20 protein-coding genes are annotated in these 21,302 nt (G+C 66.6%); 16 read left to right on the plus strand and 4 right to left on the minus strand.

Features of this window, described 5'->3' with window-relative positions; genetic code table 11:
- Window positions 1–17: 17 nt before the first annotated feature.
- Window positions 18–362, minus strand: coding sequence for a hypothetical protein (locus EZ304_RS15475; protein ID WP_142807518.1), 345 nt, complete (start codon window positions 360–362; stop codon window positions 18–20).
- Between the two features lie 39 nt (window positions 363–401).
- Window positions 402–1,013, minus strand: coding sequence for a GyrI-like domain-containing protein (locus tag EZ304_RS15480; RefSeq protein WP_142807519.1), 612 nt, complete (start codon window positions 1,011–1,013; stop codon window positions 402–404).
- A 353-nt stretch (window positions 1,014–1,366) separates the two neighbouring features.
- On the opposite strand from EZ304_RS15480, the gene cyoA reads away from it, so the two are divergent.
- The 4 genes from cyoA to cyoD are packed head-to-tail and all read left to right on the plus strand — an operon-like array spanning window position 1,367 to window position 5,398.
- Window positions 1,367–2,422: a ubiquinol oxidase subunit II gene (cyoA, locus tag EZ304_RS15485; protein ID WP_142807520.1), complete on the plus strand. Its 1,056-nt coding sequence runs from the start codon at window positions 1,367–1,369 to the stop codon at window positions 2,420–2,422.
- 2 nt (window positions 2,423–2,424) lie between these two features.
- The gene (gene cyoB / locus EZ304_RS15490) at window positions 2,425–4,422 is read left to right on the plus strand and encodes a cytochrome o ubiquinol oxidase subunit I (protein WP_142807521.1); all 1,998 of its coding nucleotides are present in this window, start codon (window positions 2,425–2,427) and stop codon (window positions 4,420–4,422) included.
- Window positions 4,419–5,057, plus strand: coding sequence for a cytochrome o ubiquinol oxidase subunit III (cyoC, locus tag EZ304_RS15495; RefSeq protein WP_099554400.1), 639 nt, complete (start codon window positions 4,419–4,421; stop codon window positions 5,055–5,057). The genes cyoB and cyoC overlap by 4 nt, the downstream gene beginning before the upstream one ends.
- A complete protein-coding gene (gene cyoD, locus EZ304_RS15500) occupies window positions 5,057–5,398 on the plus strand; it encodes a cytochrome o ubiquinol oxidase subunit IV (protein WP_005408584.1) in 342 nt (113 codons plus the stop codon). The genes cyoC and cyoD overlap by 1 nt, the downstream gene beginning before the upstream one ends.
- 315 nt (window positions 5,399–5,713) lie before the next feature.
- Here cyoD and EZ304_RS15505 read toward each other — a convergent pair whose 3' ends face one another.
- Window positions 5,714–7,771 carry a putative bifunctional diguanylate cyclase/phosphodiesterase gene (locus EZ304_RS15505; RefSeq protein WP_142807522.1) on the minus strand — a complete coding sequence of 686 codons (2,058 nt, stop codon included), beginning with the start codon at window positions 7,769–7,771 and terminating at the stop codon, window positions 5,714–5,716.
- Window positions 7,772–7,920: 149 nt separating this feature from the next.
- On the opposite strand from EZ304_RS15505, the gene radA reads away from it, so the two are divergent.
- From radA to EZ304_RS15525, 4 genes are all read left to right on the plus strand, one after another.
- Window positions 7,921–9,297 (plus strand): DNA repair protein RadA, encoded by a 1,377-nt coding sequence (gene radA, locus EZ304_RS15510; RefSeq protein WP_005408586.1) that lies wholly within the window; start codon window positions 7,921–7,923, stop codon window positions 9,295–9,297.
- A gap of 144 nt (window positions 9,298–9,441) precedes the next feature.
- Complete coding sequence (locus tag EZ304_RS15515) at window positions 9,442–11,298, plus strand: ATP-binding protein (protein ID WP_142807523.1); 1,857 nt, start codon at window positions 9,442–9,444, stop codon at window positions 11,296–11,298.
- 49 nt (window positions 11,299–11,347) lie between these two features.
- Complete coding sequence (locus tag EZ304_RS15520) at window positions 11,348–13,654, plus strand: tetratricopeptide repeat protein (RefSeq protein WP_099552437.1); 2,307 nt, start codon at window positions 11,348–11,350, stop codon at window positions 13,652–13,654.
- Window positions 13,655–13,746: 92 nt separating this feature from the next.
- The gene (locus EZ304_RS15525; protein ID WP_142807524.1) at window positions 13,747–14,211 is read left to right on the plus strand and encodes a hypothetical protein; all 465 of its coding nucleotides are present in this window, start codon (window positions 13,747–13,749) and stop codon (window positions 14,209–14,211) included.
- Between the two features lie 90 nt (window positions 14,212–14,301).
- On the opposite strand, the gene EZ304_RS15530 is transcribed toward EZ304_RS15525, so the two are convergent.
- Window positions 14,302–15,096: a cytochrome C assembly family protein gene (locus EZ304_RS15530; RefSeq protein WP_099552435.1), complete on the minus strand. Its 795-nt coding sequence runs from the start codon at window positions 15,094–15,096 to the stop codon at window positions 14,302–14,304.
- A gap of 122 nt (window positions 15,097–15,218) precedes the next feature.
- Between EZ304_RS15530 and ffh the strand changes: the two genes are divergently transcribed.
- The 8 genes from ffh (at window position 15,219) to EZ304_RS15570 (ending at window position 21,275) form a co-directional block, all read left to right on the plus strand.
- Window positions 15,219–16,595, plus strand: a complete 1,377-nt coding sequence (gene ffh, locus EZ304_RS15535) for a signal recognition particle protein (protein ID WP_014036403.1) — start codon at window positions 15,219–15,221, stop codon at window positions 16,593–16,595.
- A 91-nt stretch (window positions 16,596–16,686) separates the two neighbouring features.
- A complete protein-coding gene (locus EZ304_RS15540) occupies window positions 16,687–17,763 on the plus strand; it encodes an NAD(P)H-dependent flavin oxidoreductase (RefSeq protein WP_142807525.1) in 1,077 nt (358 codons plus the stop codon).
- Window positions 17,760–18,572, plus strand: coding sequence for an aminotransferase class IV family protein (locus tag EZ304_RS15545; RefSeq protein WP_142807526.1), 813 nt, complete (start codon window positions 17,760–17,762; stop codon window positions 18,570–18,572). The genes EZ304_RS15540 and EZ304_RS15545 overlap by 4 nt, the downstream gene beginning before the upstream one ends.
- Window positions 18,573–18,671: 99 nt before the next feature.
- The gene (gene rpsP / locus EZ304_RS15550; protein WP_005408594.1) at window positions 18,672–18,932 is read left to right on the plus strand and encodes a 30S ribosomal protein S16; all 261 of its coding nucleotides are present in this window, start codon (window positions 18,672–18,674) and stop codon (window positions 18,930–18,932) included.
- A gap of 44 nt (window positions 18,933–18,976) precedes the next feature.
- Window positions 18,977–19,489 carry a ribosome maturation factor RimM gene (gene rimM / locus EZ304_RS15555; RefSeq protein WP_010483256.1) on the plus strand — a complete coding sequence of 171 codons (513 nt, stop codon included), beginning with the start codon at window positions 18,977–18,979 and terminating at the stop codon, window positions 19,487–19,489.
- A gap of 8 nt (window positions 19,490–19,497) precedes the next feature.
- Entirely contained in the window at window positions 19,498–20,256 is a 759-nt protein-coding gene (trmD, locus tag EZ304_RS15560) for a tRNA (guanosine(37)-N1)-methyltransferase TrmD (protein WP_142807527.1), read from the plus strand.
- Between the two features lie 154 nt (window positions 20,257–20,410).
- Window positions 20,411–20,812, plus strand: coding sequence for a 50S ribosomal protein L19 (rplS, locus tag EZ304_RS15565; protein WP_005408597.1), 402 nt, complete (start codon window positions 20,411–20,413; stop codon window positions 20,810–20,812).
- A gap of 82 nt (window positions 20,813–20,894) precedes the next feature.
- Window positions 20,895–21,275, plus strand: a complete 381-nt coding sequence (locus EZ304_RS15570) for a DUF6404 family protein (RefSeq protein ID WP_099552431.1) — start codon at window positions 20,895–20,897, stop codon at window positions 21,273–21,275.
- Window positions 21,276–21,302: the final 27 nt, after the last annotated feature.

Below are 21,302 nucleotides of genomic sequence, written 5' to 3' on the forward strand. Positions count from 1 at the left end.
CCTGCAGGCCCGGGTGATCAAACCCTATATATAGCGCAGTACGTGCCGGATCTGATGAGCACGAGCATCATCAGTTGCCGCAGAATGCCGCCGATTACCCCGGCCAGCACCCCGGCCGCGATCCGCATGGCCAGCCGGACCCATCGCCCGGTGCGTTCCCGCAACCAGGGCAGTACCGCCGCTACCTGTGCAACCAGCAGCAACACCACCACATCCAGCCCCAGTGCATCGACCAGCGACAGCAGCGGCGGCAGGTCGGGATTGCAGGCCAGTACAAGCAACAGCACGCTGCACAGCAGCGCAATGGTCCGGCGGCTGGTCGGCAGGGTGGTCCAGCGCAGCAAACGATCAACCAGGGGCATGAATCTACGGGTCCTTGTCAGAGCGGTGCATGCAGGCGGTCATTCCGCGCGGACGGGCTGCCGCAGCACTGTCTTCAATCGAGCGGCTTCGGTCCTGCGCGGGTCGCTCAGGTAGATCTCATGGTGGGGGCCGGCAAAGGCATACCCCAGAGAGGGCATCAGTTCATCGTGCAACTTCGCCAGGATCGGGCCCTCGTCATCGTAGGCTCCAATATGCAGGGTCTGCAGGCAGAGGCCCTCTTCAAGAATGTCGTGGCGAAGGCTGCCAGGTGGTTCACCCAGCTTCGTCCCCGCCTTGGCGATGGCAGCCTCCAACTGCTCTGGACTGATCCCGTCCGGCGTACGGATCATCACCGTCCACCTCCACTCATCCTTGCGGCGTGCCACGAAGCTCGGCGGATCCTCAGCGGTCCACAGCGCCTCCAGCGGCGGCACCACGTAGTCCTGGCCTTCGGCCTTGCGCGCGAACTTCAGCGCATAGCTGACCGCGTACAGCCACTGCACCGCCTGCAGGTAGGCCGGGGCGGTGTTCGGGTCACCGCGGCCGTCGATCATCAGGTAGGGCAGGGGCGGTACTTCCACCGCAACGAATCGGCCGACCGGTGGCTGATACAGTGCCCGGTCGCGCGTCTTGAAGTCGATCTTGTCCATGCGCCTTCCTCCTGCGCCGAGCATCCCATGTCCTTGTCCTTGCCGGAATGCCTGAACGCGTTCAGATGATCGTGCCGGACCCGGGCAGGGCATCCGCCGCCAGACTGTGCCAGGATGCCGCCCTCGGGCGTTCTGCCCGCCGTGGCCGCGCACTGCGACAACGTGTCGCAGCCTGAAACGGGCCTTTCCTGCGCCTGATCATTGTCAATGCCTTTCTTAAATGGTGGGTGACGGCCTAAAATTGAAAGGCTGACTCGACCCCACCTCCCTGCCTGTCTTCCGGACCGGCGGGACCGGCTTTTGCCGGATCAGGCAGGACGGGGAACGGCATTCCCTCGCAATTGGATCGACCGATGATTCCGTTGAAAACCCTTGGGCGCTGGTTGCGCCCGGGCCTGCTGCTGTCGTTGCTGGTGATGCTCACCGGCTGCGATGCCGTGGCCATCCTCAGTCCGAAGGGCCAGATCGGCCAGGATGAGAAGACCCTGCTGATCACGGCCACCGTGCTCATGCTGCTGGTCGTCATCCCGGTCATCATCATGACCCTGACCTTCGCGTGGAAGTATCGCGCCTCCAACACCAAGGCCCGTTACGAGCCGAAGTGGTCCCACTCGACGGCGATCGAGGTGGTGGTGTGGTCCATTCCCTGCATGATCGTGCTGGTGCTGGCGGTCCTGACCTGGCGTTCGTCGCACGCGCTGGACCCGTACAAGCCGCTGGAATCGGACGTCAAGCCGGTCACCATCGAGGCGATCTCGCTGGACTGGAAGTGGCTGTTCATCTATCCGGAAGAGAAGGTGGCGGTCGTCAACGAAATCAAGTTCCCGGTCAACACGCCGCTGAACTTCAAGATCACGTCCGATTCGGTGATGAATGCCTTCTTCATTCCGCACCTGGGCAGCATGATCTACTCGATGGCTGCGATGGAGACCAAGCTCCACCTGATCGCCAACGAGACCGGTGAATTCCCGGGCATGTCCTCGCACTACAGCGGCGCGGGCTTCGCCAAGATGCACTTCACCGCCTACTCGGTCACCGATGCCGAATACCGCCAGTGGCTGGACCAGGTCCGCGCCGGTGAGCAGACCCTGGACAAGGCCTCGTTCAAGGCCCTGGGTGAAGCACGCAACGCCGAGTGGTATCCGGTCACCTACTTCGGCAAGACCGAAGAAGGCCTGTTCGACTGGGTCATCGCCAAGCACATGGGCGACAACAAGCATTACGGCATGAAGCACGAGCACAAGGCCCCGGCCGATGGTGCTGCTGCCGAAGGCCACGATGCCCACGCAGGTCACGAGGGCCACCAGGGCCATACCGACGCTGCCGCCGCTCCGGCTGAACACGCCGGACACACTGCTGACGAGCACGCCGCCGCCGGTCACGCCCGCCACGCGGGTTCGGGAGAATGAACATGCTGGGAAAACTCTCTCTTGAGTCGATCCCCCACGATCCGATCGTGCTGACCACCCTGGTCGGCGCGGTGCTGGGTGGCCTGGGCGTCATGGCCCTGATCACCAAGTTCAAGTTGTGGGGCTATCTGTGGAAGGAGTGGTTCACTTCGGTGGATCACAAGAAGATCGGCGTGATGTACCTCATCGTCGCCTTCGTCATGCTGCTGCGCGGCTTCTCCGACGCCATCATGATGCGTACCCAGCAGGCGCTGGCCGTCGGCGGGTCCGAGGGTTACCTGCCGCCGCACCACTACGACCAGATCTTCACCGCCCATGGCGTGATCATGATCTTCTTCGTGGCGATGCCGCTGATCACCGGCCTGATGAACCTGGCCGTGCCGCTGCAGATCGGTGCGCGCGACGTTGCGTTCCCGTTCGTCAACTCGCTCAGCTTCTGGCTGTTCGTGTCGGGCGCGGTGCTGATCATGCTGTCGCTGTGGATCGGTGAGTTCGCTGCCACCGGCTGGCTGGCGTTCCCGCCGTTGTCGGGCATCGAATACAGTCCAAGCGTCGGCATGGACTACTACATCTGGGGTCTACAGGTCGCAGGCCTGGGTACCACGCTGAGCGGTATCAACTTCTTCATCACCATCCTGAAGATGCGTACCCCCAGCATGAAGCTGATGCAGATGCCGGTGTTCACCTGGACCGCCCTGGTGACCAACGTGCTGATCGTCGCCGCCTTCCCGGTGCTGACCATCACCCTGGTGCTGCTGACCCTGGACCGTTACCTGGGCACGCACTTCTTCACCAATGACGGTGGCGGCAACGCCATGCTGTACATCAACCTGATCTGGATCTGGGGTCACCCGGAGGTGTACATCCTGGTCCTGCCGGCGTTCGGCGTGTTCTCCGAAGTCATCGCGACCTTCTCGCGCAAGGCGCTGTTCGGCTACAAGGGCATGGTCTACGCCACCGCCTGCATCGGCGTGCTGTCGTTCATCGTGTGGCTGCACCACTTCTTCACCATGGGCTCGGGTGCCAACGTCAATGCCTTCTTCGGCATCACGACGATGATCATTTCGATCCCGACCGGCGTGAAGATCTTCAACTGGCTGTTCACCATGTTCCGCGGCCGCGTGCAGTTCACCACGCCCGTGCTGTGGACCATCGGCTTCATGGTCACCTTCACCATCGGCGGCATGACCGGCGTGATGCTGGCGATCCCGGCCATCGACTTCGTGCTGCACAACAGCCTGTTCCTGATCGCCCACTTCCACAACGTCATCATCGGCGGCGTGGTGTTCGGCATGTTCGCCGGCATCACCTACTGGTGGCCGAAGATGTTCGGCTTCCGCCTCAACGAGTTCTGGGGCAAGTGCGCGTTCTGGTGCTGGTTCATCGGCTTCTACGTGACCTTCATGCCGATGTACGTGCTGGGCTTCATGGGCATGACCCGTCGCCTGCAGAGCACCGTCAACCCGGCCTACGAGCCGCTGCTGCTGGTGGCGGCCGCAGGTGCCTTCATCGTGGGTGCCGGCATCCTGTGCCAGATCATCCAGGTGGCCGTGTCGATCCGCGACCGCAAGAAGACCGCCGACCTGACCGGCGACCCGTGGGACGCCCGTACGCTGGAGTGGGAAACCTCTTCGCCGCCGGCTTTCTACAACTTCGGCAGCCTGCCGGAAGTCACCGAGCTGGACGATTTCTGGGAGCGCAAGCAGCGTGGTGAAGCCTGGCCGAAGCCGGCCAAGTACACCGACATCCACATGCCGCGCAACACCGGCACGGGCGTTGTCATCGGTGCCTTCAGCCTGGTGTTCGGCTTCGCGATGATCTGGCACATCTGGTGGCTGGCCATCGTCGGCTTCGTCGGCATGATCGCCACGTTCATCTACCGCACCTTCGACCAGGACGTGGACTACTGGGTCCCGGCCGCCGAGGTGGAACGCATCGAGAACGAACACCGCAAGCACCTGGAATCCCAGGGCCTGGTGAAGTCGGAGCTGAAGGCATGAGCACCAATACCTCGACCCTGAGCCACGGGCACGCCGCGCAAGCGGCGGCCCATGGCCATGATGACCACGAGCACCACGACACCGGCGGCAACACCGTCTTCGGTTTCTGGGTGTACCTGATGAGCGACTGCCTCATCTTCGCCTCGCTGTTCGCCACCTATGTGGTGCTGGCAGGCGGTACCGATGGTGGCCCGACCGCGAAGGACCTGTTCGAGCTGCCGTTCGTGGCGTGGGAAACCGCGCTGCTGCTGACCTCCTCGCTGACCTTCGGCCTGGGCATGATTGCCATGCACCGCAAGCAGATGGGCCAGATGTACCTGTGGCTGGCCATCACCTGGCTGCTGGGCTTCGGCTTCATGTGCATGGAAGTGTGGGAGTTCCAGCACCTGATCCACCAGGGCTACGGTCCGGACCGCAGTGCCTTCCTGTCGGCGTTCTTCGCCCTGGTCGGTACCCACGGCCTGCACGTCAGCGCCGGCCTGCTGTGGCTGCTGGTGATGTTCGTGCAGCTGAAGAAGTACGGCCTGACCCCGACCAACAAGACCCGCATGGCGTGCCTGAGCCTGTTCTGGCACTTCCTGGACCTGATCTGGATCGGTGTGTTCTCCGTCGTCTACCTCAATGGAGCCCTGTAATGGCACATGACAACCATGCACACGACCACGGCACTGGCGGCGAAAGCCATGGCACCGTGAAGTCGTACCTGATCGGCTTCGTGCTGGCGGTGGTGCTGACCGTCATCCCGTTCTGGATGGTGATGTCGGGCGATTTCTCGCGTACCGTCAACGGTGTGGTCATCGCCATCACCGCGGTGCTGCAGATGCTGGTCCACCTGGTGTTCTTCCTGCACCTGGACCGCTCTTCGGAAAGCCGCTGGAACGTCAACGCTGCGGCCTTCACCGTGGTGGTGATCGGCATCATCGTGGTCGGAACCCTGTGGGTCATGCACAACATGAACGTGCACATGATGCACTGACGTCTTCGCGACGTTGCCACGCAGAAAGGCCGCCCTCGGGCGGCCTTTTTGTTTGCAGTGCGGATTCGGATGGATGGGGTCGGATCCCTGTCCGCAGGACAGGGCTCTGACCCCGGGGCGTCAGCCCACCCGGCGCAGGAACTCCTCGGCCTCCATCGGCCGGCCCAGGTGGTACCCCTTTTTCCGTTGTCCGGTAGTGCCGGCCGCTGGCCGGCAGCCAGTAGATCCACGCCACGCGTGGATGGCGGCACGCGCGACGCCTGTGGGGTCAGAGCCCTTGCCTGCGGCAAGGGGGCCGCCCCCGAAACCGGGGCGTCAGCCCACCTGGCGCAGGAACTCCTCGGCCTCCATCGGCCGGCCCAGGTGGTAACCCTGCAACTGATCACAGCCCAGCTCGCTCAGGTATTCGCGCTGCGCCTGCGTCTCCACGCCTTCGGCCACCACCTGCAGCTGCAGGGTGCGGCCCAGCGCGATGATCGACGAGACGATGGCGGCATCTTCGGCGTTGCACTCCAGATCGTGCACGAATGCACGATCGATCTTCAGTTCGGTGGCGGGCATGCGCTTGAGATAGAGCAGGCTGGAATAGCCGGTGCCGAAGTCGTCGATGGCAATGTGCACCCCCATCGCGGTCAGGTCGTTGAGGATCGCCAGGCTGGCGTCGACGTCCTTCATCGCGGTGGTTTCGGTGATCTCCAGGGTCAGGCGCGCCGGTTCGATGCGGTGCCGCTCCAATGCATCGCGCACGCTGTCCAACAGGGCCGGCGAGGAGAACTGCAGCGGCGACAGGTTCACCGCCATCGACCATTCCGTGTGCCCGGCATCGTGCCACGCACGCAGCTGTGCGCAGGCGCGGTCCAGTACCCAGTCGCCGATCGGCAGGATCAGGCCGCTGCGTTCGGCGATGGGAATGAACACATCCGGTGCCAGCAGGCCCAGTTCCGGGTGTTGCCAGCGCAACAGGGCCTCGGCGCCGGTGGCCGGTGCACCCGCCGCGGGGAACTTGGGCTGGTAATGCAGTACCAGTTCGTTGCGCGTGATCGCCTTGCGCAGGTCCTGCAGCAGGCGCAGCTGGCGGTTGGCGCTCAGCTGCATCGACGGCGTGAAGAAGGTATAGCCGTTCCGGCCGGTTTCCTTGGTGTGGTACATCGCCGCATCGGCGTGTGCCATCAGCTCGCGTTCGTTGCCGGCATCATCCGGATACAGGGCGATGCCGAGGCTGGCGCTGACCTGAAGTTCGGCGGCATCCAGGGTGAACGGTTCGCCCGCCGCCGCGATGATCCGCTCGGCGACCACCACGGCATCGTCGGGAATATCGATGGCCAGCACGATCACGAACTCGTCGCCGCCGAGGCGGGCGAAGGTGTCCTGCGGCCGCAGCAGGCTGCCGATACGCTGCGCCACCGCCACCAGCAGGCGGTCACCGAGCTGGTGGCCATAGGCATCATTGACCGCCTTGAAGCCGTCCAGGTCGCAGAACATCACCGCCACCGCGTGGTTGCGGCGGCGCGCCTTCTCGATGGCCTGCTCGATGCGGTCCTGCAGCAGCATGCGGTTGGGCAGCTGGGTCAGCGGGTCGTGCAGGGCGGCCTGGATCAGCTTGTCGTTGGCGTGTGCCAGTGAATCGGCCAGCAACCCGGTGCGCACGCGCATCTGCCGGTCGAACAGCGAGGCGACCAGGGCGATACCCAGGGTGGCAACGGTGGTGACGATCACCAGCACCGCCAACCAGCGCGTGTCGATGCCGCCACTGCCGACCGCGCCGCAGATGCTGCCTTCGGGAAAGCGCGCGGCCGCCATGCCTGTGTAGTGCATGCCGACGATGGCCAGGCCCATCACCAGCGACGCCAGCGCGCGCAGGAGGATGGTGTTGCGCTGTTCGGTGCGCAGGCGGAAGGCGATCCACAGCGCGGCACCTGCGGCACCGATGGCCACCGCGATGGAGGCGGCGAACCAGCCGGGGTGGTAGTCGATGCCCGGCTGCATGCGCATCGCGGCCATGCCGAGGTAGTGCATGGTGGCAATGCCCAGCCCCATCAGTACGGCGCCGGCCAGCAGCCGGCGCCAGGGCAGGCTGGGCCGCGACACCAGCCACAGTGCGTAGGCCGAGGCGCCGATCGACACTGCAAGCGAATACAGGGTGATGCCGAGGTCGTAGCCGACCGGGATCGGCAGGTCGAAGGCCAGCATGCCGATGAAGTGCATCGACCAGATGCCAAGGCCCATCGCCGCCGCGCCCCCGGCCAGCCACCAGCGGGCCACGCGTCCCCCGGCCGTGGCCAGGCGTCCGGCCATGTCCAGCGCCGTGTACGAAGCAAGAATGGCCACCAGCAGGGAGATGATGACCAGGCTCTGACTGTAGCTGCCAGTCATGTTGAATCCAGTGGGGAAGGGAGGGGCGCCCGCAAGGCGCACGCCCGCGACCCCTATCGGCGCAGGTGGGCGGGACTTGAGCGGTCGCAGCACCTGCGACCCGGCTCGGCTATCCTGCCACGCCTGTTCCTGTTGCTGGAAATCATCCAATGGCAAAAGCCCGCACCGCCTACGTCTGCAATGAATGCGGCGCCGAATTCAGCAAGTGGCAGGGCCAGTGCACCGAGTGCAACGCCTGGAACTCGCTGTCGGAAATCGTGCTGGAGAGCGCGGCGGCGGCCAAGGCGCCGGCGTCGCGGCGGGCGGGCTGGGCGGGCAAGATCGATCCACCGAAGATCACCGCCCTGAAGGACGTGGAGCAGACCGAGCATCGCCGGGTCTCGACCGGCATCGGCGAGTTTGATCGCGTGCTCGGTGGCGGCCTGGTCGAGGGCGCGGTGGTGCTGGTCGGTGGCGACCCGGGCATCGGCAAGTCGACCCTGCTGCTGCAGGCGGTGGCGAAGATGGCGGCCGAACTGCCTGTGCTGTATGTCACCGGCGAGGAGTCGCTGGCGCAGGTGGCCGGCCGCGCGCACCGGCTGGAACTGCCGCTGGATGGGGTCAACGCGCTGGCCGAGACCGGCGTCGAGTCGATCCTGCAGCATGCCTCCAGGGCGGGCCCGCGGCTGATCGTGGCCGATTCGGTGCAGACCCTGTGGACCGAGAGCCTGACCGCCGCGCCGGGTTCGGTCAGCCAGGTGCGCGAGAGTGCCGCGCGGCTGGTGCGCTTTGCCAAGGAGACCGGCACCGCCGTGTTCCTGGTCGGCCACGTGACCAAGGAGGGCGGCATCGCCGGCCCGCGCGTGCTCGAACACATGGTCGACGCGGTGCTGTATTTCGAAGGCGAGAGCGGCAGCCGCTTCCGTTTGCTGCGCGCGTTCAAGAACCGCTTCGGCGCGGTGAACGAGCTGGGCGTGTTCGCAATGGGCGACAAGGGCCTGAAGGAAGTCTCCAATCCGTCGGCGATCTTCCTGTCCGGTGGCAGCACCCACCAACCCGGCAGCTGCGTGATGGTCACCCGCGAGGGCACCCGGCCGCTGCTGGTGGAGGTGCAGGCACTGGTGGATGCCTCGCCGCTGTCGAATCCGCGCCGTGTCGCGGTCGGCCTGGAGCAGAACCGGCTGGCCATGCTGCTGGCGGTGCTGCATCGCCACGGCGGTGTGCTGGTCGGCGATCAGGACGTGTTCGTCAACGTGGTCGGTGGCATCCGTGTGCAGGAGACCGCTGCCGATCTGCCGGTGCTGCTGGCGGTGCTGTCCTCGCTGCAGGATCGGCCGCTGGCGGAGAAGACCATCGCCTTCGGCGAAGTCGGCCTGTCCGGCGAGATCCGTCCGGTGCCCAATGGCGAAGACCGCCTGCGCGAGGCCGCCACCCATGGCTTCAAGCGCGCCATCGTGCCCAAGGCCAATGCGCCCAAGGGCGGTTCGGTGAAGGGTATGGAAGTGATCGCGGTGGAGCGCCTGTCCGAGGCCATCGACGCGGCGTGATCGCGCCGGGCATGGCCCGGCGTCACCACCACGCACGTGGAATACGGCGGCCGACACGGTAACGGTCAGCCTGCCTGTGCTAGTTTTTCCCGCTCGACGAAGGCGCCCTCCGGCGTCTTTCCGTGCCCAGGAGTAAACGATTACATGCAGGACACCGCGCTCACCGCCCCCAACGCCGAAATCCGTCGTGCCGGGGTCGATCTCAATGGACTGATGACGGTGCTGGGCAAGCACCTGTACTCCACTCCGGTGGTGGCGCTGCGTGAGCTGGTGCAGAACGCGCACGACTCGATCATCCGTCGTCGCATCGAACAGCCCGGCATCGAAGTGCCTTCGCGCATCTCGGTGCAGGTCGATGCCGCTGCCGGCGTGCTGCGCATCACCGATACCGGTGCTGGCCTGACCCGCCAGGAAATCCACGACTACCTGGCTACCGTGGGCGTCGGCTACACCCGTGGCCTGCGTCAGGGCGGCGAGGACGATGAGGGGCTGATCGGCATGTTCGGCCTCGGCTTCCTGTCGGCATTCGTGCTGGCGCGCAGGGTCAGCGTGCGTACCACCTCGTACCAGACGCCGGAACTGGGGCATCTGTACGTATCCAGCAACGCCGAACAATACACCGTCAGCGAAATGCCGGCGCGCGCGGTCGGCACCGAGGTGGAGCTGGAGCTGCATCCGGATTTCCTGCCGCTGGCCAACGAAGCGCGCTTGCATGAGGTACTGGGCCGCTACTGTGCCCTGCTGTCCGAGCCGATCTTCATCGGTGCCGCGGCCGAAGCGCTCAACCCCGAGCCGCCGCCGTGGCGCGGGCAGGGTGATGTTGCCCTGCATCCGGTGCAGGCGCGCCGCCAGGCGCTGCAGTTCGCCGCGCGTTTCGAACATGATTTCGAGCCGATCGTCACCGTGCCGTTGCGCGCGGATGGCAGCAGCGATGCCACCGGCCTGTTGTGGGTGCAGGACGGCGCTACCTACGGCACCAGCGACAACCGCAATCTGTCGGTGTTCGTGCGCGGCATGCTGCTGGACGACGATGCGCGCGACCTGCTGCCGCCGTGGGCGGGCTTCATTGGTGGGGTGATTGAATCCTCGCGGCTGACGCCCACCGCCAGCCGCGAAGACCTGCAGCGCGACGACCAGTACCGCGCCGTGCAGCATGCACTTCTGGAAGCGCTGATCGACGGCCTGGCCGACGTCGCGCGGCAGCAGCCGGAAGCCTGGCGGCGCGTTCTCACGCGCCACAATGAGGCCTTGCTGGGCGCAGCGCTGTGCGATGACCGCCTGTTCGACCTGCTGCTGGAACACGTGCGCGTGCCGACTTCGCAGGGCGACCTGCCGGCCAGTGCGTTGCCGGCACGCGGTGCCGTGCACGTGATCCTCGACAATGGCGGCGGCTTCGAGGAAATGCTGTTCCGCGCGATGGGCGTGCCGGTCGCGCATGGCCATCGCTATGCGGTGGTGCCGTTCCTGCGTCGCTGGACCCAGGCCAAGGGCCTGCGTCTGGTTGAACTCGGCACGGAGCAGGGCAACCGCGCGCTGTTCCGCACTGACGACAGCCTCGACGAGGCGCAGCTGGCGTGGCTGCGCGAGCAGCTGGGTGACGGCGAACAGCTGCTGCCGGCACGCTTCAGCCCCGAGTCGCTGCCCGTGGTGGTGGTGCCCGACCGCGAGGCTGAGCTGAAGCAGCGCCTGGAAGACGACGAGAACGACAAGCGCGTTTCAATGGCGGCGCTGCGCCTGGCCCGGCAGTTCACGGCGCGCATCGAATCGCGTGCGCCGTCGCGGTTGTACCTCAACCTCGACAATCCGGCCGTGCAGGCGCTGTTGCGCGCCCAACGCGATGGCCACCCGCAGGCCGAAGCCGCAGCACGCCTGCTGCGCTCACTGAAGATCATCGTCGCAGCGCAGGGCCGCCCGCTGGCCCGTGCGACCGCCACGCCGGGGCCGGACCTCAACGGCGCTTTCACTGATATCGCCGGTGCCCTGCAGCAGATGCTGCGCTGAGCACCGCCCCCCTCTCATCCAGCCTTCGCTAGACAGGAGCACTTACCCCATGGACATCTGGAACTGGGTCGAAAAACTGCAGGGCGACCTGCGCCAGGCAGGCCAGGCGCAGAACGCGCAGCTGCTGAACCGCCTCGCCGACGAGGTGAGCGAACTGCGTGTCGACCGCGTCGACGCGCTGCTGCCCGAAGCGCGTGCACTGGGCAAAGCGCTCGACAACCCCTGGGTCGACGTCTACGTCGGCCATTGGGCGCTGCGCAACCGCGTCGGCAACCGTGTGGAAGGCGAGAGCGCGCTGGGCGAAGCCGTGGCGCTGTTCGAACGCGCGCATCGTGATGACACGCTGGAGTGCCCACAGTCGATCTGCGTGACCCAGGATCTGGCTGCCTGCTACGGCAACATCGATGGCCCGGGCTGGGTTCCCGAGCGCGTCGAGGTGTGTGATGAAACGCTGGCACGCATCGACCCGAGCTGGGCGTGCTTCCAGTGCCTGAGCTGCGAGAAGGCTGATGCACTGCTCGACGATGGCCGCGGCCAGGATGCGCTGGATTACCTGCAGGTGCAGTCCGATGCGATCGAGGCCTGCGGCAAGGAAGTGTTCGACAGCTTCCCGGAGATGCAGATCAAGATCCTGCTCGGCATGGGCCGCGCCGAAGAAGCGTTGGCGCTGATCGAGACGCGTGAGGCCGAAGTCGCCGCGTCCGGCGAGTACGAGCCGGCCAACTGCACGGTGCCGCGCCGCCTGTCCAAGGCCTGGGCGCTGGCGCAGCTCGGCCGCGACGAAGAAGCGCTGCAGCAGCTGGTGCCGTGGAACGAACTGACCCCGACCTATTGGCGGCTGTGGGCCAACACGGCCGCCGCGCTATGCCAGCGTGATCCGTCGCGCAACACCTGGGACCTGGGTACGCGCTACACCACCATCATCGAGCACTTCGCGAAGGTCGGCTCGCACCGGCTGCTGATCGAAGTGGCCGCGCTGAGCCTGGAGCTGGCCCTGCAGCGCGGCGCACGCTGGGTGGCACAGCGCCAGCTGGAGCTGGCACGGACCCATCTGGCGCAGCTGCGCCAGGACCGCGGTGCCGCAGCGCTGGTGGCCGGCCTGGCCGCTCGCATCGATGCTTTGCCGGATGTCGCACCGCTGCCGGTGCCGGCACCGGAACTGCTGGCCTGGCTGGAGGTACAGGGCGAGCAGAACCAGTCGCGTGATCCTGAGCGCGAGGCGCAGTGGCTGCTGCAGGCACAGATGCAGTTGCCGGATGATGAAGCACTGGCCGAGATGGCTGCCTCGGCATTGAGCGCCTGTGGTGCGCAGGCGGAAGCGCGTGCATTGCTGTGGCGTTTCGTGCGTGCGCACACGCAGGATGATGGTCCGGCCGCGTACACGCTGATGCGCTGGCTGACCGAGCAGGGCGACGACGATGGGCTGCGCCAACTGGCTGAACTCTACCGCGGCAGCGTGCCGGTGTTCGCGCACTGGTGCGAAGTGCAGCGCGCCCGTCGCGTATCCGACTGGCCGGCGCTGGAGCAGGCCGCACAGGCGCTGCTGGCCGCCTCGCCGGGTTCGCACGGCGCACGTGGCACGCTGGCGCGGATGTACATGGAAACCGGCCGCTTCAGCGAAGCACAGGCCTGCTATGCGCAGCTGGTGGAGCTGCTGGAAGAACCCAACGCCGCGCACTGGGACCACATGAGTGCCGCCAGCGCGGCGCGGGATTGGGACGCGGTGCGTCGCTCGGCGGCGGCGATCGGCATGGAGCTGTCCAGCCAGGACGGCGTGGTCGAAGAGCCGTGGGGCTGGGTGATCATCCGCAGCGAAGAGAATGGCGAGCCGATGGAGTACTACGCCCGGCGCAGTGGCCCGGTGACCGCGCGCATCGTCGAGAACGCACCGGCCAACCGTGCTCAGCAGGTCGGCGACTGGGTGGTGTTCGATGCCGCGCTGGTGCACCCGGCGCCGGAGGAGGAGGAGGCTCGCGAGCACTTCATTCCGACCTATGCGCAGGTACATGTGCTGGAACGCGGCGGCTTCGCGCGCAGTTGGCTGATCGATGGCGCGCACCCGGGCGAAGAGGCCTGGAATGCCTTTGTCGAAGCTGCCGAGGCGCAGGGCTGGCAGGTGTGGTCGCATAGTCGCGCGGACTACACCGTGACCGACCCTGGTGTGGAGGAGGGCACCCTGCCGGGCGTGCTGTTCACCGTTGCCCAGCCGCAGGATCATGCGCCGCTGGCGCTGCACCGCTTCCTGCAGCAGGAGACCGCAGCGTGGCCACATCCGCATTGCTGGCTGCGCCTGGCCGAGGCCTGTGACCAGGACCGGCAGCCGCACCTGGACGTGATCGAGCGCTACGGGTTGTAAGCCCGGTATCGGGTAGTGCCGGCCGCTGGCCGGCAACGCCATGAGATCCTGTGTTGCCGGCCAGCGGCCGGCACTACCTCAAGGAGAGAACCATGCGAAAGACAGGGATGTTCGTGATCGCCGGGCTGTTGCTGGCCGCCAGCGTGCAGGCCGCACCGGCCTGCCAGGAGCCCACTGCCATTGCCCGCGCCTTCTTCGAGGCGACCACCGGCAATGGCGATCTGCTGGAACCACCGCCGGCACTGGTCAGCCCGGACTTCGGCAAGGCACTGCGTGATGAGCGTGCCTGCCAGCAGCGCGAGGAAGGCATCTGCACGATCGATTCGGACCCGTGGCTGGATGCGCAGGACGGCGACATCGAAACCCCGGTGCGCTACAGCTGGAAAGAGGTCTCGGCCACCGCCGGCCAGGTCGAGATGCGCTATTCGGTCTGGAAGAAGGCCTACGTGACCCGGTTGCCGATGGTGCGCCAGGGCCAGGGTTGCTGGCAGGTCGATGACATCCTCACCAACAGCGGCCGTTCGGTGCGGAAGATCCTGGCCCAGCCGGTGCCCTGATCGCCTGCGGCATCCTCGCAGGGCGTGGTTCCACGCCATCTAGCGGCCGGCACTACCAGGGTGGGGGCCGACCGTTGGTCGGCACACCGCCTATCGCGTATGCCCGAACACCAGCTCGATCACGAACTGGCTGCCGAAGAACGCCAGCAGCAGCAACAGCATCGCCGCCAGCGTCCAGTGCACCGCCTTCATGCCACGCCAGCCGTAGCGGCGGCGGCCGATCAGCAGCACGCCGAACACGATCCACGACAGCACGCTCAGCACGGTCTTGTGCACCAGCTTCTGCGCCAGCAGGTCATCGACGAACAGCACGCCGGTGACCAGCGTCAGGGTGAGCAGCGCGAAGCCGACGGTGATCACCCGGAACAGCAGCGATTCCAGATCGGCCAGTGGCGGCAGTGCGCGCAGCCACGGGCGGAATTCACGACGGCGCAGGGCACGTTCCTGCAGCCACAGCATGATCGCCAGCAGCGCGGCGATGCTCAGCGTGGCGTAGGCCAGCAGGGCCAGCCAGGCGTGGCTGGCCAAGCGCCAGCCCAGCACCTTGCTTGGTTCGTGGCCGTAGCCGTGGTAGGCCAGCAGCAGTACGGCAGCCAGCGGGAACACCACCACGCCCAGCGCCGACATCCGCCCGCGCGCGCCGACCAGCGAGGTCAGCCAGGCCATGCCCAGGCCGACCAGCGACAGCGCGGCGAAGAAGTGCATGTCCGGCCCGCCGTTGGTGCGCATCGCCACCATCACGTGGTAGCCGCCGTGCAGCAGCATCGCCGGCAGGGCGGGCCACAGCCAGGCGGGGGAGCCGGTGCTTTCATCGCGGCCAAGCGCACGCACCAGCAGGGCGCTGGCGGCCAGGTAGAGCAGGGCGGCGATGAGAACGATTAACATCGTTGCAGTTTCGCATACCCCTGCGATGGTGGCGACGGCCCCGTGGTCGCAGTCCGGGGAGGGGAGCGGACCCGTTATACTGTCTGCCTTATTGTCCCCCGCTTTCAGACAGGTTGCGCCGCATGTTCGAGTCCCTGACCCAGCGCCTTTCCGGCACCATCGAGCGCCTGCGTGGCCGTGGCCGCCTGACCGAGGAGAACATCCGCGAGGCGACCCGTGAGGTCCGCATCGCGCTGCTCGAAGCCGACGTCGCGCTGCCGGTGGTTCAGGCCCTGATCGAGCGCATCAAGGTGCGCGCGGTCGGCCAGGAAGTGCTGAAGTCGCTGACCCCGGGCCAGGCCCTGATCAAGGTCGTGCGCGACGAGCTGACCGCGGTGATGGGCGCCGAAGCCAGCGACCTGAACCTCAATGTGCCCGCGCCGGCCATCATCCTGATGGCGGGCCTGCAGGGCGCCGGCAAGACCACCACGGTGGGCAAGCTGGCCAAGCACCTGAAGGAAAAGCGCAAGAAGAAGGTGATGGTGGTCTCGGCCGACGTCTACCGTCCGGCTGCGATCGAGCAGCTGAAGACCCTGGCCGAGCAGGTCGGCGTGCTGTTCTTCCCGTCCAGCGCTGACCAGAAGCCGGAAGCCATCGTCCGTGCCGCCATCGACGATGCGCGCAAGTCGTTCGTCGACGTGCTGCTGGTCGATACCGCCGGCCGCCTGGCCATCGACGAAGCGATGATGGCCGAGATCAAGGCCCTGCACGCTGCGGTGAACCCGGCCGAAACCCTGTTCGTGGTCGACGCCATGACCGGCCAGGACGCGGCCAACACCGCCAAGGCCTTCGGCGACGCCCTGCCGCTGACCGGCGTGGTGCTGACCAAGACCGACGGTGACGCCCGTGGCGGTGCCGCGCTGAGCGTGCGCTACATCACCGGCAAGCCGATCAAGTTCGTCGGTGTCAGCGAGAAGCCGGAAGGCCTGGACGTGTTCCATCCGGACCGTATCGCCAGCCGCATCCTCGACATGGGCGACGTGCTGTCGCTGGTCGAGCAGGTCGAGCAGCAGGTCGACAAGGACAAGGCGGCCAAGCTGGCCGAGAAGGTCGCCAAGGGCAAGAAGTTCGACCTGAACGACATGCGTGACCAGCTCGAGCAGATGCAGAACATGGGCGGCATCGGCGGCCTGATGGACAAGCTGCCGGGCCTGGGCAACATCCCCGACCATCTGAAGCAGCAGGTCAGCCAGGGCAAGGAAGTGCCGCGCATGATCGCCATCATCGGCTCGATGACCAAGAAGGAACGGCGCAATCCGAACCTGCTCAACGGCTCGCGCCGCGCGCGTATCGCCAAGGGCTCGGGCGTGACCCCGGCCGACGTCAACAAGCTGATGAAGCAGTACATGCAGATGGAAAAGATGATGAGCAAGATGGCCGGCGGCGGCATGAAGGGCATGTTGCGCAGCATGAAGGGCATGATGGGCGCCATGGGCGGCCGCGGCATGCCGTTCCGTTGATGCAGCGACGGGGCCGGCGCGCATTGCGACCCGGCCCCGGTCACAATGACTGGCGTATGCTGGATGGCGACTTCTCCAACAGGTATGTCGCGTGAACGCATCGCCGATTCTTGAACGCGCCGACACCTTCTGTCGGCGTTTTTCATTGCAGCTTCCGATCCTGCTGGCACCGATGGCCGGTGCCTGCCCGGTGCCGCTGTCGGCCGCGCTGGCCAATGCCGGCAGCATGGGGGCGATGGGTGCGGTGCTGTCGTCAGCGGCCGACATCGGTCGCTGGATGGACGACTTCCGCACGGCCTCCAGCGGTCCGGCGCAGGTGAACCTGTGGGTGCCGGATCCCGCACCGACCCGTGACGTTGCCGCCGAAGCCGCCAGCCGCGCCTTCCTCGCGCAGTGGGGCCCGGACGTGCCGGCCAGTGCCGCCGACGCCACGCCCGCCGATTTCGAAGAACAGTTCGCCGCGCTGCTGGCCGCACGCCCGGCAGTGGCCTCGACCATCATGGGTGTGTTGCTGCCGCGCCACGTGCAGCAGTTGAAGGATGCCGGCATCGCCTGGATCGCGTGCGCGACCACGTTGTCTGAAGCACGCGCTGCCCAGGATGCCGGCGCCGACGCCGTGGTGGCGCAGGGCATGGAGGCCGGTGGCCATCGCGGCGCATTCGATCCGGCGATGGCCGAGCGCCAGCTGGTCGGCCTGTTCGCGCTGCTGCCGCGCCTGGCCGATCACCTGCAGATTCCAGTGATTGCCGCTGGCGGTATCGCCGATGGCCGTGGCATCGCTGCCGCACTCACCCTGGGGGCCAGCGCCGTGCAGATTGGTACTGCGTTCCTGCGCACGCCCGAAGCGGCGATCGCCTCGGCGTGGGCTGATGGATTGGCCGCCAGCGAGCCCGAAGACACCTGGCCGACCCGTGCGTTCAGTGGTCGCCTGGGGCGTGGCCTGGCCACGCCGTATGTGCGCGCCGCCGCCGCGGAAGGTGCCCCGGCGCCACGCCCGTACCCGGTGCAGCGCGGCCTGACCGCGCCGATGCGCAAGCAGGCCGTGCAGGAAAATCGCCTGGCCGCGATGCAGGCCTGGGCCGGCCAATCAGCCTGGATGGCGCCGGCAGCACCCGCCGCCGACGTGCTGCGCGACATGTGGCAACAGGCGCAGGCCCTGCTGCGATGACGGTGTTCTGCAACGGCCAGCCGGCACAGGTAGAGGATCTGCTGCCGGCCCTGGTCAACTACGGCCACTTCACCTCGCTGCAGGTGCGCGGCCATGCCGTGCAGGGGCTGGATCTGCATCTGGCGCGGTTGTCGCAGGCCACGCGCGAACTGTTTGGCAGCGAACTGGATGTCGGCCAGGTGCAGGCCTGGATGGCGCAGGCGCTGCAGCAGGCGGGGCAGGGTGATGCCTCGCTGCGGGTGACCGTGTATTCGCGCCGTTTCGACTTCCGCAATCCAATGGCGGCTGTGCCGGTGGACGTGCTGGTGGCGGTGTCCGCGCCGGTGGCGCTGGCTGCGCCCAAGCGTGTGCGCAGTGTGGTCTGGCAGCGCGAGCTGCCGCAGATCAAGCACGTGGGTACGTTCGGCCTGTTCGCCGAGCGCCGCGCGGCGATGGCGGCCGGCTTTGACGACGCCCTGTTCGTGACCGCCCGCGGCGAGATCAGCGAGGGCAGCACCTGGAACCTGGCCGTGCACGATGGTGAACGGCTGCTCTGGCCGCAGGCCCCGGCCCTGCGCGGGACCGCCGAAGCGCTGCTGCAGCGGCATTGGCCGGGCGCACAGGCCACGCAGCCCTTGCCGCTGGCCGGGCTGGGCGCTGTGAAGGCGGCTTTTGCCTGCAATGCCAGTGGCCTGTGGGCGCTGGACGCCATCGATGGGCAGGTGTTGCCGGGGTCGAAGGCGCTGGCTGAACAGGGCAGGGCGGTGCTGGCGGCGGTGGCTTGGGACAGATTGGGGTCAGATCCCTTTTGCGCCGCAAAAGGGATCTGACCCCGGGAGTTCATCCCCGGGGTTGGCTCGGCCGGGCTCTGCCGCTATAATCGCCCGCTTACCTCGCCATCCTGGCGACTGGGCAACAGGAAAAACACCATGGTCAAGATTCGACTGACCCGCGGCGGCGCCAAGAAGCGTCCGTTCTACCACATCATCGTCACCGACGTGCGCAGCGCGCGCGACGGCCGCAACATCGAGCGCGTTGGTTTCTACAACCCGGTCGCCCAGGGCGGCGAGAAGCGCATCGAGCTGGACCTGGCCCGCGTTGACCATTGGGTCAAGAACGGCGCCCAGCCGACCGACAAGGTCCGCAACCTGATCAAGGAAGCGACCAAGTCCCAGGCCGCTGCGGCCTGATCCTGACGGGCCACGCTTCGGCGTGGCCCTCTTGGTTGAAGCAGATGAAAGATATCGAGCGCCGCATCCTGCTGGGCAGGGTTGTCGGCGCTTTTGGTGTGCGCGGCGAAATCAAGCTCGAGTCCTGGACCGAGCCACGTTCCGCCATTTTCCGTTACCAGCCGTGGATCGTGCGTAGCCCGTCCGGCGTGGAAACCACGATTGAAGGTGTGCGTGGCCGCGACAGCGGCAAGCACCTGGTCGCCCGTTTCCCCGGCGTCGAGGACCGCGATACCGTCGAAGCGATGCACGGCACCGAGATCTACGTGGCCCGCAGTGCATTGCCGCCGCCGAAGCCCGACGAGTACTACTGGGTGGACCTGGAAGGCCTGGACGTGAAGACCACCGAGGGCGTTGCCCTGGGCCAGGTCTCGCACCTGTTCAGCACTGGCGCCAACGACGTGGTGGTGGTCCGGGGTGACCGCGAGCGGATGATTCCGTTCGTGCAGCCGGACTTCGTCAAATCGGTCGACTTCGAGGCCAACCTGGTCGTGGTCGACTGGGATCCCGAGTTCTGAGTGTGAGCATGCGTTTCGACGTCATCACCCTGTTTCCCGAGTTCCTCGCCCAGTCCGCCGGACTGGGCGTGGTCGGGCGTGCGCAGGAAAAGGGACTGTTCAGCCTGCATGGCTGGAATCCCCGTGATTTCGCCGAAGGCAACTACCGCCGGGTGGACGACCGTCCGTTCGGTGGTGGCCCGGGCATGGTGATGCTGATCGAGCCGTTGCAGGCCTGCCTGCAGGCGATCCGCGATGCTGATCCGACCCCGGCACGGGTGATCCATCTCAGCCCGCAGGGGGCGCCGTTGATCCAGGCCAAGGTGCGGGAACTGGCGGCATTGCCGCGCATGGTCCTGCTCTGCGGCCGCTACGAGGGCATCGACGAGCGTTTCCTGGAGGCCAATGTCGACGAGGAAATCTCCCTCGGCGACTACGTGCTGTCCGGTGGCGAGTTGGGTGCGGCGGTCATCATCGACGCCGTGGCCCGCCTGCAGGACGGTGCCCTGAATGACGCGGAATCGGCGGCGCAGGACAGCTTCGAGGGCGACCTCGGCCTGCTCGACTGCCCGCACTACAGCCAGCCGGCCCAGCACCCGCTGGGTGACGTGCCGGACGTACTGCGCTCGGGCAACCATGCGGCCATCGCCGCCTGGCGCCGCCAGCAGTCGCTGGTCCGTACCGCCCAGCGGCGCCCGGACCTGCTGGATGAACAGGCGCTGGGCAAGGCCGACCGCAAACTGCTGGACCAGGCCCGCCAGGCCCCGAAACAGAAGGCTGACCCCTAGCGCAGGGCTGGCTTTATCGGCTATCATGGCCAATTACCGCCAGCCCCGGCCGGCGCGCGCAGTACCCACAACAAACGTGCAGCACAGTCCGGTGACTGCATGAGCCTACGTTGTCGACACGACACGCCCACCCGAACAAGAATCGGTGTAACCCATGAGCAAGCTGAACAAGTCCATCGTCGCGGAATTCGAATCCGCCCAGATCACCCGTGAACTGCCGAAGTTCAGCCAGGGCGACACCGTTGTCGTCAACGTGAAGGTGAAGGAAGGCAGCCGCGAGCGCGTGCAGGCCTACGAAGGCGTCGTCATCGCCACCAAGAACGCCGGCCTGAACTCCTCGTTCACCGTCCGCAAGATTTCGCACGGCTACGGCGTCGAGCGTGTTTTCCAGACCCACAGCGCCATCATCGACTCGGTCGAAGTGAAGCGTCGTGGTAAGGTCCGCGCCGGCAAGCTGTACTACCTGCGTGGCCTGGAAGGCAAGGCTGCCCGCATCAAGGAAGACCTGGCTGCTGCTGCTGCCGCCAAGGCTGCCCGTCTGGCCGAAAAGGCCTGATAAACAACTTCGGTTGTTGCCGCGACGGCCACCTTCGGGTGGCCGTTTGCGTTTCCGGCATCGCATCGGCCACGATCAGGTGATGAACGACATCAACCCGCGCTATCCGGCCGTGATCCAGTCGGCGTTGCGCTTCCTCGACGGCAAGGGGCTGGCGCGCGTGCAGTCGGCGCCGCTGCTGCACCGCCTGCTGTGGCGCCTGGGCATTGCCCTGCCGCCACCGATCCTGGCGGGCTTCGGCATCAATGCGCTGGTGCAGGGCCTGTTGTTCGGGCTGTTCTGGACCGCGCTGATGTGGCTGATGCTGTGGCAGGGCAGCGAGCGCCCGCTGGCGCTGTTGCTGGTTGCCGGCCTGGTGGCCGGTGCGCTGTTCGGCATGGTGATGGCGGCGCTGATGCGCTCGCTGCGCCGGCACCGCAAGCTGCCGGACTGGCGGCAGTTCCAGGCGCGGCAGGCGGACTGAGCCGATGGCGCACTGCGCCGTGACCAC

This window comes from Stenotrophomonas maltophilia (assembly GCF_006974125.1).
Lineage (GTDB): Bacteria > Pseudomonadota > Gammaproteobacteria > Xanthomonadales > Xanthomonadaceae > Stenotrophomonas > Stenotrophomonas maltophilia_O.

Bases quoted from the DNA above. Each gene is read 5' to 3' on its own strand.
- EZ304_RS15475 (WP_142807518.1), bottom strand. From the start codon at position 362: ATGCCCCTGGTTGATCGTTTGCTGCGCTGGACCACCCTGCCGACCAGC.
- EZ304_RS15480 (WP_142807519.1), bottom strand. From the start codon at position 1,013: ATGGACAAGATCGACTTCAAGACGCGCGACCGGGCACTGTATCAGCCA.
- cyoA (WP_142807520.1), top strand. From the start codon at position 1,367: ATGATTCCGTTGAAAACCCTTGGGCGCTGGTTGCGCCCGGGCCTGCTG.
- cyoB (WP_142807521.1), top strand. From the start codon at position 2,425: ATGCTGGGAAAACTCTCTCTTGAGTCGATCCCCCACGATCCGATCGTG.
- cyoC (WP_099554400.1), top strand. From the start codon at position 4,419: ATGAGCACCAATACCTCGACCCTGAGCCACGGGCACGCCGCGCAAGCG.
- cyoD (WP_005408584.1), top strand. From the start codon at position 5,057: ATGGCACATGACAACCATGCACACGACCACGGCACTGGCGGCGAAAGC.
- EZ304_RS15505 (WP_142807522.1), bottom strand. From the start codon at position 7,771: ATGACTGGCAGCTACAGTCAGAGCCTGGTCATCATCTCCCTGCTGGTG.
- radA (WP_005408586.1), top strand. From the start codon at position 7,921: ATGGCAAAAGCCCGCACCGCCTACGTCTGCAATGAATGCGGCGCCGAA.
- EZ304_RS15515 (WP_142807523.1), top strand. From the start codon at position 9,442: ATGCAGGACACCGCGCTCACCGCCCCCAACGCCGAAATCCGTCGTGCC.
- EZ304_RS15520 (WP_099552437.1), top strand. From the start codon at position 11,348: ATGGACATCTGGAACTGGGTCGAAAAACTGCAGGGCGACCTGCGCCAG.
- EZ304_RS15525 (WP_142807524.1), top strand. From the start codon at position 13,747: ATGCGAAAGACAGGGATGTTCGTGATCGCCGGGCTGTTGCTGGCCGCC.
- EZ304_RS15530 (WP_099552435.1), bottom strand. From the start codon at position 15,096: ATGTTAATCGTTCTCATCGCCGCCCTGCTCTACCTGGCCGCCAGCGCC.
- ffh (WP_014036403.1), top strand. From the start codon at position 15,219: ATGTTCGAGTCCCTGACCCAGCGCCTTTCCGGCACCATCGAGCGCCTG.
- EZ304_RS15545 (WP_142807526.1), top strand. From the start codon at position 17,760: ATGACGGTGTTCTGCAACGGCCAGCCGGCACAGGTAGAGGATCTGCTG.
- rpsP (WP_005408594.1), top strand. From the start codon at position 18,672: ATGGTCAAGATTCGACTGACCCGCGGCGGCGCCAAGAAGCGTCCGTTC.
- rimM (WP_010483256.1), top strand. From the start codon at position 18,977: ATGAAAGATATCGAGCGCCGCATCCTGCTGGGCAGGGTTGTCGGCGCT.
- trmD (WP_142807527.1), top strand. From the start codon at position 19,498: ATGCGTTTCGACGTCATCACCCTGTTTCCCGAGTTCCTCGCCCAGTCC.
- rplS (WP_005408597.1), top strand. From the start codon at position 20,411: ATGAGCAAGCTGAACAAGTCCATCGTCGCGGAATTCGAATCCGCCCAG.
- EZ304_RS15570 (WP_099552431.1), top strand. From the start codon at position 20,895: ATGAACGACATCAACCCGCGCTATCCGGCCGTGATCCAGTCGGCGTTG.